The organism is Ochrobactrum sp. Q0168 (assembly GCF_016427605.1).
Classification (GTDB): domain Bacteria; phylum Pseudomonadota; class Alphaproteobacteria; order Rhizobiales; family Rhizobiaceae; genus Brucella.
Window position 1 is genome coordinate 35,621 of sequence record NZ_JAELXQ010000019.1, and the last position, 12,018, is coordinate 47,638.

The following is a 12,018-nucleotide window of genomic DNA, read 5'->3' on the forward strand; positions in this document are numbered from 1 at the left end:
GCTATACATATAGCGTTCTGAGGTCTGATCGCAAGGGCGCTGCCGGTTCATTGCAACTTTTGGGAACCGTGAAATGACAACGTTTGCACAATTTTGCTTTACGTACCTCAAAACGAAAGTTAAGCTTCCGGTTGTGAGGCTTTGGGAGGAGTTCACGTGCGATCTGATTATCAGGATCATTGGCGGGAAGGCTGTGCCCGCGAACGCGGCGCATCGAATGGTGCGAGCTTATGATTGCGGCTGTAACACCCGATAAAGCAGCGCTTCTTGAAGCCCGATCGCTGTCGAAATCTTTCGGCCCTGTGCAGGTGCTGAAGAATATCAATCTACAGATTTACGGTGGCGAAGTTCACGCGATCATCGGCGAAAATGGCGCCGGAAAATCGACGCTGATGAAGCTTCTTGCGGGCAATGAACGCCCGACGTCTGGTGAAATCCGCATTGACGGCAGGCCGATTTCCTTTGCCAATCCGGTTGAAGCCGAAGCGCAGGGCATCGTTCTGGTGCATCAGGAAATATTGCTCGCGCCGGATCTGACGGTTGCGCAGAACATTTATCTCGGTCGAGAGCTGGCGAATGGCATTACGGTCAACGACCGCTTGATGCGTGAGGGTGCGCGCAAGGCGATACTCGATCTCGGCACCGATATTGATCCGGACGCGGTGGTGGGCAGCCTGTCGATAGCGCAGCGCCAGCTTGTGCAGATTGCGCGTGTTTTGCTGGTGCCGCATCGCGTGGTGATTTTCGATGAGCCGACGGCCTCGCTGACGCCTGTCGAAACGGAAGCCTTGTTGAAGGTTATTCGCGATATACGCGCCAAGGGCGTTGCGGTTCTCTACATCTCGCATCGTTTGCCTGAGGTGAAGGAAATATCCGACCGGTTGACGGTGTTGCGTGACGGAACGCTCGTTTCTGCGCATCTGGCGTCTGAGCTTCAGCCCGCCGACATGGCGCGTCTGATGGTCGGGCGCGATGTGGCGAAGCTCTATCCCGACCGCGCAACGCAGCATGGCGGCGAAGCCGTTCTGGAAGTCAGCGGCTTTTCGGTGCCGGGCCATGTCAAGGAAGCGAGCTTTCGCCTCAACAGAGGCGAAATACTGGGTTTTGCAGGGCTGGTCGGCGCGGGGCGTACTGAGCTGATGGAAGGTGTCGTGGGCCTGCGTCCCGGGAAAGGTGAGGTGCGCCATAACGGTCGGCCAGCGCATTTCCGCGATGCCCATGACAGTCTGACGGCGGGCATCGCCTATCTGAGCGAAGACCGCAAGGGCAAGGGGCTGTTGCTGACCAAGGATCTTGGTATCAACCTCACTCTGGCCTCCTTGAAAAAATTCATCAGCCGCTTCCAGATTGACCGCAACAAGGAGCGGGCGGCGCTGGACGATGCGATCCGCGATTTCGACATTCGCACGGGGAACAAGGATATTCTGGCCGGGCAATTGTCCGGCGGTAACCAGCAGAAGCTGCTTCTGGCCAAGATGATGATGCTCGACCCCTCCATCGTGATCATCGACGAGCCGACCCGCGGCATTGATGTCGGGACCAAGGAACAGATTTATCAGTTCATCGCCAATCTGGCCGACGAGGGCCGTTCGATCATCGTCGTGTCATCGGAAATGCCCGAACTGATCGGTATCTGCGACCGTATCGTCGTGATGCGTGAAGGGCGGATTGCCGGAGAGGTCACAGGCGAGCGGATGACGGAACATGACATCGTGGTTCTGGCGACCGGCGTTGACGCGGCGGAAGCAGCCTGAACGGCAATACATAGAAAAAGACGATGAGTGGGAATTCAATGACACAGGTTGCGACTGACAAAAGCCGGGCGCCGAAGACGTCCAAAGACTGGGATCTGAGAGCCATCGCGCCGTTCATCGCGCTCGCTCTTCTGCTGGTTCTTGGGACAATCGCCAATCCCAATTTCATCGGTATCGACAATCTGCTGAATGTCGCTACGCGCAGCGCTTTCATCGCCATTATCGCGCTTGGTGCGACCTATGTGATCTCGTCGGGGGGGCTCGATCTTTCCGTCGGCGCGATGGTCGCCTTTGTGGCCAGCATCATGATCCTGTTCATGAATAGCGGCGTCATTGCCGATCCGGTGCTGATGCTTATCGCCGCCGTCATGCTTGCGGTCATAGTGGGCGCTGCCTGTGGTCTCCTGAACGGACTGATCACAACGGTTGGCGGGATTGAACCCTTCATCGCGACGCTCGGTACGATGGGCATCTATCGCGGCCTGACGACATGGCTGTCGCAGGGCGGCGCGATCACGCTTCGAAATCCGGAGATACAGTCGCTCTATCGTCCCGCCTATTTCGGCACGGTTCTGGGGGTTCCGGTGCCAGTGATCGCGATTTTCGTCACGGCGGCGATTGCTGCCTTCGTCCTCTATCGCACGCGCTATGGGCGGCATGTGATTGCGGTCGGCTCCAGCGAGGATGTAGCCCGTTATTCCGGCATTTCGGTCAAGCGCGTGCGCACGATAGCTTATGTGGTTCAGGGGCTTTGCGTGGCCGTGGCCGTGCTGCTCTACGTACCTCGTCTGGGGTCTACATCGGCGACGACCGGCATCCTTTGGGAATTGCAGGCCATTACGGCTGTTGTGGTCGGCGGAACGGCGCTGCGCGGCGGCGTCGCCCGGGTTTGGGGCACCATCTGCGGTGCGTTCATTCTGGAGATCGTCGGCAACATTATGCTGCTGTCGAACTTCGTCAGCGAATATCTGATCGGGGCCATTCAGGGCGCGATCATCATCATCGCCATGCTGGTGCAGCGGTCACTGTCACGACGATGATATGCAGGAATTGGCGGGATTGCAGGGGCGATTCCGGCAAAAGGGGTATGTCTCCCGCAACCGGATACGGTGCCGGGAACCAGGCATGCATCCATTGAAAGAGACAAGCCCCGTTTTTTGGGAGGAAAACATGCGAAGGAAATTTTTGGGCGTTGCTTTCGCCGCTTTGGCTGCAAGCGCCATGGCATTTACCGGTGTCGCCAGCGCACAGGACAAGAAGGTCACCATCGGCGTTTCAATTCCGGCTGCCGACCATGGTTGGACCGCCGGTGTCGTCTATCACGCCGAGCGCGTGGCAAAGCTTTTGATGCAGGAGCATCCCGGTCTGAACGTGATCGTCAAGACCTCGCCGGATGCGGCTAATCAGGCCAATGCGTTGCAGGATCTGGCGGTACAGGGCCTTGATGCGCTGGTCGTGCTGCCGTCCGATCCGGACCCGCTTGTCAACGCGATCAAGGAAATCAAGGACAAGGGCACATTCGTCGCCCTGGTCGACCGTGCGCCGAGCAACAACGACAACTCGATCCGCGATCTTTATGTCGCCGGTAACAATCCGGCGCTCGGTCAGGTTGCAGGTGAATATATCAAGAAGACCACACCGGATGCGCAGGTTGTCGTCATTCGCGGCATGCCGATCCCGATCGACCAGCAGCGTCAGGACGGTTTCGACAAGGGCATTGAGGGCTCCAACGTCAAGGTTCTCGACCGTCAGTACGGCAACTGGAACCGCGACGACGCCTTCCGCGTGATGCAGGACTTCCTGACCAAATATCCGAAGATCGACGTGGTCTGGTGTCAGGACGACGACATGGCTGTCGGTGTGCTCGAAGCAATCAAGCAGGCCAATCGCAGCGATATCCAGTACATCGTTGCAGGTGCCGGTTCCAAGGACATGATCAAGAAGGTCATGGACGGCGACAAGCTTGTGCCGGTCGATGTGCTTTATCCACCAGCGATGGTGGCGACGGCCATGCAGCTCACGGCAGGTCATTTCTATGACCAGATCCCGGTCAGCGGCAATTACATCCTCGATGCAACGCTCGTCACGAAAGACAATGCGGAGCAGTTCTACTTCCCGGATTCGCCATTCTGATCCGTTTGCGTGCGCCCGCCTTTTGGCGGGCGCATTTTCATTTTATTCTGGAGGAGTTTCGATGAAGACGATCAAGGGGCCGGGGATTTTCCTTGGGCAGTTTGCGGGCGATGCAGCGCCGTTCAACACATGGGACGGCATTACCAAATGGGCTGCCGAGAAAGGCTATGTCGGCGTGCAGGTGCCCACCTGGGCAAGCCAGCTGATCGATCTTAAAAAAGCGTCCGAATCCAAGGACTATTGCGACGAATTCGCCGGTGTGGCGAAGGAAAACGGCGTGGTCGTCACCGAGCTTTCTACCCATCTGCAGGGACAGCTCGTCGCGGTTCATCCAGCCTATGATGAAGCTTTTGACGGCTTTGCCGTGCCGGAAGTGCGCGGCAATCCTAAGGCGCGGCAGGCCTGGGCCGTCGAGCAGGTCAAGATGGCGATCAAGGCTTCGCGCAATCTCGGCATTGGCGCGCATGCGACCTTTTCCGGCGCGCTTGCATGGCCGTTTGTCTATCCATGGCCGCAGCGGCCTGCCGGTCTCGTGGAGACGGCGTTCGATGAACTTGCGCGCCGCTGGACACCGATTCTCGATCATGCTGACGAGCATGGCGTCGATATCTGCTACGAAATTCATCCGGGCGAAGACCTGCATGACGGCGTGACATTCGAGATGTTTCTGGAGCGTGTGAAGAACCACCCGCGCGCCAACATGCTCTATGACCCGTCGCATTATGTGCTGCAATGTCTCGATTATCTCGACAATATCGACATTTACCAAGACCGGATCAGGATGTTCCACGTCAAGGATGCCGAGTTCAATCCGACCGGGCGACAGGGCGTTTATGGCGGCTATCAGGGCTGGGTCAATCGCGCCGGTCGTTTCCGTTCACTCGGCGACGGGCAGGTTGATTTCGGCGCGGTCTTCTCGAAAATGGCCGCGAACGATTTCAACGGCTGGGCCGTGGTCGAATGGGAATGCGCCTTGAAGCACCCGGAAGACGGCGCGCGCGAAGGCGCAGAATTCGTGAAGGCGCATATCATACGCGTCACCGACAAGGCGTTCGACGATTTCGCATCCGGCGGCACCGATGACGCTGCCAATCGCCGTATGCTGGGTCTTTGAGACGAAACGAGGAATCCATGACGATTGAAGCCAAAACCAAGGAAACTGCAACCCCGCGCATCCGTCTCGGCATGGTTGGCGGCGGGGCAGGGGCGTTTATTGGCGGCGTGCACCGCATGGCGTCGCGGCTCGACAACCGTTTTGAACTGGTTGCGGGCGCGCTGTCGTCCTCGCCGGAAAAAGCACAGGCTTCTGGACGTGAACTGGGGCTGGCGTCGGACCGCATCTATTCGGATTTCCGCGAAATGGCGATCCGCGAAGCGCGGTTGAAAAACGGTATTGAAGCCGTTTCCATCGTGACGCCCAACCATGTTCACTATGAAGCTGCGAAAGAGTTTTTGAAGCGCGGAATCCATGTCATTTGTGACAAGCCGCTGACCTCCACGCTGACAGATGCCAAGAAGCTTAAAAAAGCTGCGGATGAGAGCGGCGCGCTGTTCGTGTTGACCCACAACTATACCGGTTATCCGATGGTGCGGCAGGCCCGCGCCATGGTGGCCAGCGGCGAACTGGGCGATCTGCGTGTCGCGCAGGTGGAATATGCGCAGGACTGGCTGACGGAAGCCGTCGAAGCTACCGGCGCGAAGGGCGCAATCTGGCGCACCGACCCGGCGCAGTCCGGCCTTGGCGGCGCTACTGGGGACATTGGCACCCACGCCTTCAATCTGGCGTCCTTTGTGACCGGCCTGACATTGGATAGTCTGGCTGCCGATCTTGACAGTTTTGTCGAGGGGCGGCGTCTTGATGATAATGCGCATGTCATGCTGCGTTTTGCTGGCGGCGCGAAAGGCATGCTCTGGTGCAGTCAGGTTGCTCCCGGCAACGAAAATGCGCTTCGTCTGCGTGTCTATGGCACAAAGGGCGGGATTGAATGGGCGCAGGAAGACCCGAACCGGTTGTGGTTTACACCATTTGGCAGTGAGAAGCGGCTTATCACGCGTGGCGGCGCGGGTGCTGGTCCAGAGGCTGCACGGGTAACGCGTGTGCCAGCAGGCCATCCGGAAGGCTATCTCGAAGCTTTTGCGACGATCTATACCGAAGCGGCCAATGCCATTGAAGCACATCGCGAAGGCAAAAAGCCGGATAGTGCGGTGCTTTATCCGACTGTTGACGATGGACTGCTGGGTGTGAGCTTTATTGACGCCTGCGTACGCTCGTCAAAAAGAAACGGCGCCTGGGTCAGCCTTTGATCCCACGCAAAAAATTATGTGGGGCGACCGCGTTACGGTCGCTCCGCCGTAGAAAAACCATTATATTTGCATGTTTCTAAGCAAACGCTTGCAAAGGCGTATTGGTCATATAGATCTGCCAGCGTCGCGGGCAGATCTCGCAAAGAGCCGCTTGAGACATACGCCATGCAAAAATTTCGTCCCACCATCGCCAGCGGCCCATTGTGCCTTCTGACGGTGCTTTACGTCTTTATCTTCACCAACGCTTCATTCTGGAACGCAATCGGTGCTTACTATGCCGATGCACCGTGGAAACTCGTGGGCATAGCGGCGGCACTTCTACTGTTGCATACGGCGCTGCTGCTGGCGTTTTCGGCGAAGTATGTCATCAAACCGATCCTGATCCTGTTTGTTCTGATCGCGGCTGGTGGCTCCTATTTCACCGATACATTCGGGACGATTATCGACAAATATGTGGTCGAGGCCGCGCTGACGACAACGCAGGCTGAATCCGGTGCGCTGCTGACACCAAGCTTTGCCTGGCATATGCTGCTGTTCGGCGTTGTGCCATCCTTGCTGATTGCCTGGGTGCGGATCAAACACCGGCCCTTGCTGGGCAAGTTGGCAGTTAATACCGGCATCATCTTCGCCTGCTTGCTGGCGACGATTGCCATACTGGGCGTGAATTATGCGGCCTATTCATCGATGTTTCGCGAGCATAATGCAGACATCATGCAGAAGCTGATGCCGGGAACGCCGATCACCAGCACGGTTCAATATGTAGCGCATGTGGTCAAGAACCGGGACATACCGATGGAGCCACTTGGGCTTGATGCCAAGCAGACCATGGCGAAACTGCCCGCGGATAAGAAGCTGCTGACGGTTGTGGTGGTCGGCGAGACTGCACGCGCACAAAATTTCAGTCTCAACGGCTATTCGCGGGAAACCAATCCGGAATTGAAGCAGCGCAATGTCGTTGCCTTCACCGACACGACCAGCTGCGGGACAGAAACCTCGGTTTCGGTACCCTGCATGTTCTCGCCTTTCACGCGGGAAGAATTTTCCAATACCAAGTTCCGTGGATCGGAAAATCTGATGGACGTGCTGCAACATGCGGGCGTGCAGGTGGCGTGGTATGAGAACAATACCGGTAGCAAGGGCGTTGCAGACCGCATCAAGACGATCGATCTGCAAAACGCCAAGGACACGCGTTACTGTGAGGGCGGCGAATGTATCGACCAGATTCTATTCGATAGTTTGAGCAAGGAACTGAAAGAGCTGTCAGGCAATGCTACCATCGTCCTACATATGACAGGCAGCCACGGCCCGGCCTATTATCGCCGTTACCCGGAAGAATTTGCCAAGTTCAAGCCGGATTGCCGCTCCAACGATTTCGCCAAGTGCTCGCATGACGAGATCGTCAATGCCTATGACAATTCTATCCTTTATACGGATCACATCCTGTCGGAGGTCATAGATTTGCTGAAAGCGCATGAAGACAAATTTGCTTCATCGATGATTTACATGTCCGACCATGGCGAGTCTCTTGGCGAGGATGGTCTCTATCTTCATGCCGCGCCGTATTTCATTGCGCCGTCACAGCAGACCCATGTGCCGTTCATCACGTGGTTTGCGCCGGAATATGCATTGGATACGGGGCTTGATGTCGATTGCCTGAAGAAGACCGTTGCCGAGCCCTCTTCACATGACAATCTGTTTCATACGGTGCTTGGAATGATGCAAATCAAGACAACGGTTTACGATCAAAAGCTCGACCGTTTTGCCGCCTGTCGCACAACGCATCACGTTGCGTTGAATTAAATCAAGCATGCAAAACCCCGCCCGGAAGGCGGGGTTTTGTTTGGTTTTGTCGGATCAAACGTAGCGATTGATCACGTTTTCCAGATATTCCTGACGACCTGATTTCGGGCGTGGATTGATATTCTGCCCTTCTACGGCAGCGGTAATCTCTTCGAGAGACAGACCGCCCAGAAGCTTCTTGCCGAAGTCGCCGTTCCAGCCTGCATAACGCTCTTCCAGCGGCTTTGAAAGCGCACCATCTTCCAACATTTGCGCCGCAGCCTTGAGGCCGCGCGCGCAGCAATCCATGCCGCCGATATGCCCGATCAGCAGGTCCTGCGCGTCCAACGACTGGCGGCGCAGCTTGGCGTCGAAATTCGTGCCGCCCGTTTTGAAACCGCCGCCCAAAAGCACCTGATAATAGGCGAGCGCCATTTCCGGCACATTGTTGGGGAACTGATCCGTGTCCCAACCGGACTGATAATCATTGCGGTTCATGTCGATAGAGCCGAGGATGCCGAGCGTGCGCGCCAGCGCCAGCTCATGCTCGAACGAGTGCCCGGCAAGAATGGCGTGCCCCTGTTCGATGTTCAGCTTCACTTCGTTTTCGAGGCCATAGCGTTTCAGGAAGCCATAGACAGTCGCAACATCGTAATCATACTGATGCTTGGTTGGTTCTTGCGGCTTTGGTTCAATCAGGATCGTGCCCTTGAAACCGATCTTGTGCTTGTACTCGACAACCAGATTGAGAAAACGCCCCATATGGTCGAGTTCGCGTGACAGGTCGGTGTTGAGCAGGGTTTCATAGCCCTCACGACCGCCCCAAAGCACGTAATTCTGGCCGCCGAGCCGCATCGTGGCATCGATACAGGTCTTGACCGTGGCTGCGGCAAAGGCAAAAGCTTCCGGATCGGGATTGGTCGCCGCACCCGACATATATCGACGATGCGAAAATAGATTGGCAGTTCCCCAGAGCAGATTTATGCCAGTCTCTGCCTGCTTTTTCTCAAAAATATCAACAATTTGGTTGAGGTTTCTGGTGTTCTCCGCGAAGTCCTTGCCTTCCGGACGCACATCGGCGTCGTGGAAGCAGTAGAACGGCGCGCCAAGCAGGGAAAAGAACTCGAAGGCGACGTCTGCTTTCAGCTTGGCCGCGTCCATATCGTTGGAATACCAGGGACGCTCGAATGTGCGCCCGCCAAACGGGTCTCCGCCTTCCCAAGCGAAGGTGTGCCAATAGGCAACCGCGAAACGCAGGTGATCTTCCATGCGTTTCCCAAGCACGATTTCGTCGGGATTGTAGTGACGAAATGCCAGCGGGTTATCGCTGTCAGGACCTTCAAAGCGAACTTTTTCTATGTCACCGAAAAATCCGGTTGCCATGTTCATCCTCCCATTGTGTTGGATATTTAACCGGCCAGCGAATGTAGAGCCGGGTACATTGCGTGGTAGCGCTGATAGGCCTCGTCGTAAGCGGAGAGAAGCGCCTGTTCGGGTTCGATAGTGCGCGCGGTACGCGGTGGCGTGCAGATCGCAAACGGATCGGCACCGCTGGCCGCGATCAGTCCTAGACGCGCTGCGCCGAAGGCTGCGCCGAAGTCGCCTTCTTCCGGCAGCGAAACAGGCGTGTTCAGCGCCGTTGCTATGGATTTCAGCCAATAAGCCGAGCGGGACCCGCCACCGACCGCGATGAGCGAATGGATTTCAGTGCCCGCCGATTGAAGGGCCACGAGACTGTCGCGAAGGGCGAAGGCGACACCCTCCAGAACGGCCTGTGTCATGGCCCTGCGGTCGGTTTCATGCTCCAGACCGGAGAAGCTACCGCGAATTTTCGCGTCATTGTAAGGCGTGCGCTCGCCGGACAGATAAGGCAGAAACGTTACGCCGCCGGGAGCCGTGACGGTTTCGCCCAGTTCCTGATCAAGTACATGCGGCGTTGCACCAACAACACGCGCGAACCAGTCAAGCGCGCTTGCCGCCGAAAGAATGACGCCCATCTGGTGCCATGTGCCGGGCAGTGCGTGGCAAAAGGCATGGACCGCGCTTTCCGGCTTCGGCTGATAAGCGCCGTTGGCGGCAAACAGGACGCCGGAAGTGCCGAGCGACACGAAGGCATGGCCGGACTTCACCGTTCCCATGCCGCAGGCCGATGCGGCATTATCACCTGCGCCGCCAGCGACCACTGGGCGACCGTCGATACCCCAACGCGCAGCGAGTTCGGCACGCAGTTGTCCCGTGGCGTCGCTGCCTTCCGCAAGGCGCGGCATATGGCTTTCGGTCAGTCCCGTCTTTGCAAGCAATTCGGACGACCAGTGACGCCCGCCGGTATCGAGCCAGCTGGTTCCGGCGGAATCTGACATGTCCGAAACGTGCTCGCCCGTCAACCAGAGGCGCAGATAATCCTTGGGCAACAGGACCTTACGCGTCTTAGTGAAGTTTTCAGGTTCATTGCGCGCGACCCACACCAGTTTGGGCGCGGTAAAGCCCGGAAAGACGATATTGCCCGTAATAGTGCGGAAGGCCGGGTCGGCATCAAGCTCGGCGGCCTCGCGATAGCTCCGCGTGTCGTTCCAGAGGATGCAGGGGCGAAGCACCTGATCTGCATCGTCCAGCAATGTCGCGCCGTGCATCTGGCCAGAAAGGCCGATGCCTTTGGTGGCAGCAAATTCCGTCGGACGGGCTTGCCGCAGGGCGTCTATGGCCGTTTCAGTGGCGCTGATCCATTGGGCGGGGTCCTGCTCGCTCCAGCCCGCAAGCGGGCGCGATACATCCAATTCACCATGTGCAGAACCAATAAGTCGCTGATTGTCATCGATCAGAAGCGCTTTTACGCCGGATGTTCCAAGATCGAGGCCGAGATACATAGTGGCTCCTGTCGGAATTTCATGAGGGCCGGCGGTTCAGCAGAACTGCGGCAGGTTGTCTTTGAGAAAGATTTCGATGCGGATATGTTCTTGCCCCGCAATGATCGGCAGCCGATCAGAGGAGGCTTTCAGGATACGAATGGCGCTGCGAATTTCATGCCCTGCATCCTGCGCAAGAACGCCGTGGATCAGCCCTTGTTCGAGCGCCTGAGAGGTCGCGTCATCGCGCTCATGGGCTATGACCAGCGGGCGCTTTCCCTCATGGGCGGCAAGCGCGCGAAGCAAGCCGCCATTGCCAGCCCCGAGGCTGTAAATGCCCGCGATATCGTTCCGCTCGCGAAGCAGCGTGCTTACCAGATTTTCCACGCGCGCGTCTTCATCAAGGCCTTCAAGCGCGGGGAGGATAGCGCGTGCGGGAAAATCGCTTCGCATCGCTGAGGTAAAACCATCGAAACGTTCGCGGTGATCGCGCACTTTCAGCGAACCGGTGAGAATGGCAATGACGCCTTCGGTCCCGTTCGCGAAAAGGCCGAGAAGGCGCGCCGCCGTGCGCCCGGCCGCAGCATTGTCCACGCCGATATAATGTTCGCGGGCAGACTGGCCGAGATCGGAAACCAGTGTGACGGCGTGCACGCCGCTTGCGCACAGCCGGTCGCAGGCAGCGCGAACAGGGTCCGTGTCGAGCGCGACGAAAGCCACGCCGTCTGGCTTGCGAAGGGCGCTGGCGTCAAGGGCGGCGACCAGCGCAGCCTCATCGAATGCGGGAACGAGAATGAGATTAATCGAAACACGCTCCGCCAGAACGCGTTCGGTTGCCATAGCGATCTCTTCGCGAAGGCTCAGCATGAAGGTATTGTCATTGTCGGGCACAATGAAATCGAACTGATAAAGCCGGCTGCGGGCCAGATTGGCCGCCCCCACGTCGCGGACATAGCCAAGCACATTCATGGCATCCATCACCCGCTCGCGGGTTTTGGACCGGACGCCCGGACGGTCGTTCAAAACGCGATCAACCGTGGCAAGGCTCACGCCCGCAGTGCGCGCTATATCATGAACGGTGGGTTTCATTCCTGCTCCTCCATGCAAACCATAGGAGCAAAAATGAGGTACGTAAATCAAAAAATTTTACTTTTGATTTTTGTAGCAATATCAATAGGGTTTGGCAGAGAAACTCGCGTTGTGCG

General features: G+C 57.4%; 9 protein-coding genes. 6 read left to right on the top strand and 3 right to left on the bottom strand.

The features are described from left to right. The first annotated feature begins 230 nt into the window (after positions 1-230). From JAU75_RS21105 to JAU75_RS21130, 6 genes are all read left to right on the top strand, one after another. Positions 231-1,754: a sugar ABC transporter ATP-binding protein gene (locus JAU75_RS21105; RefSeq protein ID WP_199058464.1), complete on the top strand. Its 1,524-nt coding sequence runs from the start codon at positions 231-233 to the stop codon at positions 1,752-1,754. Between the two features lie 38 nt (positions 1,755-1,792). Continuing rightward, positions 1,793-2,794, top strand: a complete 1,002-nt coding sequence (locus JAU75_RS21110) for an ABC transporter permease (protein ID WP_199058495.1) — start codon at positions 1,793-1,795, stop codon at positions 2,792-2,794. Between the two features lie 130 nt (positions 2,795-2,924). Next, the gene (locus JAU75_RS21115; RefSeq protein WP_199058465.1) at positions 2,925-3,887 is read left to right on the top strand and encodes a substrate-binding domain-containing protein; all 963 of its coding nucleotides are present in this window, start codon (positions 2,925-2,927) and stop codon (positions 3,885-3,887) included. A 61-nt stretch (positions 3,888-3,948) separates the two neighbouring features. Then, the gene (locus JAU75_RS21120; RefSeq protein ID WP_199058466.1) at positions 3,949-5,001 is read left to right on the top strand and encodes a sugar phosphate isomerase/epimerase; all 1,053 of its coding nucleotides are present in this window, start codon (positions 3,949-3,951) and stop codon (positions 4,999-5,001) included. A 17-nt stretch (positions 5,002-5,018) separates the two neighbouring features. Continuing rightward, positions 5,019-6,191 carry a Gfo/Idh/MocA family protein gene (locus JAU75_RS21125; RefSeq protein WP_199058467.1) on the top strand — a complete coding sequence of 391 codons (1,173 nt, stop codon included), beginning with the start codon at positions 5,019-5,021 and terminating at the stop codon, positions 6,189-6,191. Between the two features lie 165 nt (positions 6,192-6,356). Then, positions 6,357-7,991 (top strand): phosphoethanolamine--lipid A transferase, encoded by a 1,635-nt coding sequence (locus JAU75_RS21130; protein ID WP_199058468.1) that lies wholly within the window; start codon positions 6,357-6,359, stop codon positions 7,989-7,991. A 54-nt stretch (positions 7,992-8,045) separates the two neighbouring features. Here the strand turns inward: JAU75_RS21130 and xylA are convergent, their stop codons facing one another. The 3 genes from xylA to JAU75_RS21145 are packed head-to-tail and all read right to left on the bottom strand — an operon-like array spanning position 8,046 to position 11,902. After that, a complete protein-coding gene (gene xylA / locus JAU75_RS21135) occupies positions 8,046-9,353 on the bottom strand; it encodes a xylose isomerase (RefSeq protein WP_199058469.1) in 1,308 nt (435 codons plus the stop codon). Between the two features lie 26 nt (positions 9,354-9,379). Beyond that, positions 9,380-10,834 carry a xylulokinase gene (gene xylB / locus JAU75_RS21140; RefSeq protein ID WP_199058470.1) on the bottom strand — a complete coding sequence of 485 codons (1,455 nt, stop codon included), beginning with the start codon at positions 10,832-10,834 and terminating at the stop codon, positions 9,380-9,382. Between the two features lie 36 nt (positions 10,835-10,870). After that, the gene (locus JAU75_RS21145) at positions 10,871-11,902 is read right to left on the bottom strand and encodes a LacI family DNA-binding transcriptional regulator (protein WP_199058471.1); all 1,032 of its coding nucleotides are present in this window, start codon (positions 11,900-11,902) and stop codon (positions 10,871-10,873) included. Positions 11,903-12,018: the final 116 nt, after the last annotated feature.

Coding starts and splice junctions, on each gene's coding strand:
- xylB (WP_199058470.1), bottom strand. CDS start 10,834: ATGTATCTCGGCCTCGATCTTGGAACATCCGGCGTAAAAGCGCTTCTG.
- JAU75_RS21120 (WP_199058466.1), top strand. CDS start 3,949: ATGAAGACGATCAAGGGGCCGGGGATTTTCCTTGGGCAGTTTGCGGGC.
- JAU75_RS21125 (WP_199058467.1), top strand. CDS start 5,019: ATGACGATTGAAGCCAAAACCAAGGAAACTGCAACCCCGCGCATCCGT.
- JAU75_RS21105 (WP_199058464.1), top strand. CDS start 231: ATGATTGCGGCTGTAACACCCGATAAAGCAGCGCTTCTTGAAGCCCGA.
- JAU75_RS21145 (WP_199058471.1), bottom strand. CDS start 11,902: ATGAAACCCACCGTTCATGATATAGCGCGCACTGCGGGCGTGAGCCTT.
- JAU75_RS21115 (WP_199058465.1), top strand. CDS start 2,925: ATGCGAAGGAAATTTTTGGGCGTTGCTTTCGCCGCTTTGGCTGCAAGC.
- JAU75_RS21110 (WP_199058495.1), top strand. CDS start 1,793: ATGACACAGGTTGCGACTGACAAAAGCCGGGCGCCGAAGACGTCCAAA.
- xylA (WP_199058469.1), bottom strand. CDS start 9,353: ATGGCAACCGGATTTTTCGGTGACATAGAAAAAGTTCGCTTTGAAGGT.
- JAU75_RS21130 (WP_199058468.1), top strand. CDS start 6,357: ATGCAAAAATTTCGTCCCACCATCGCCAGCGGCCCATTGTGCCTTCTG.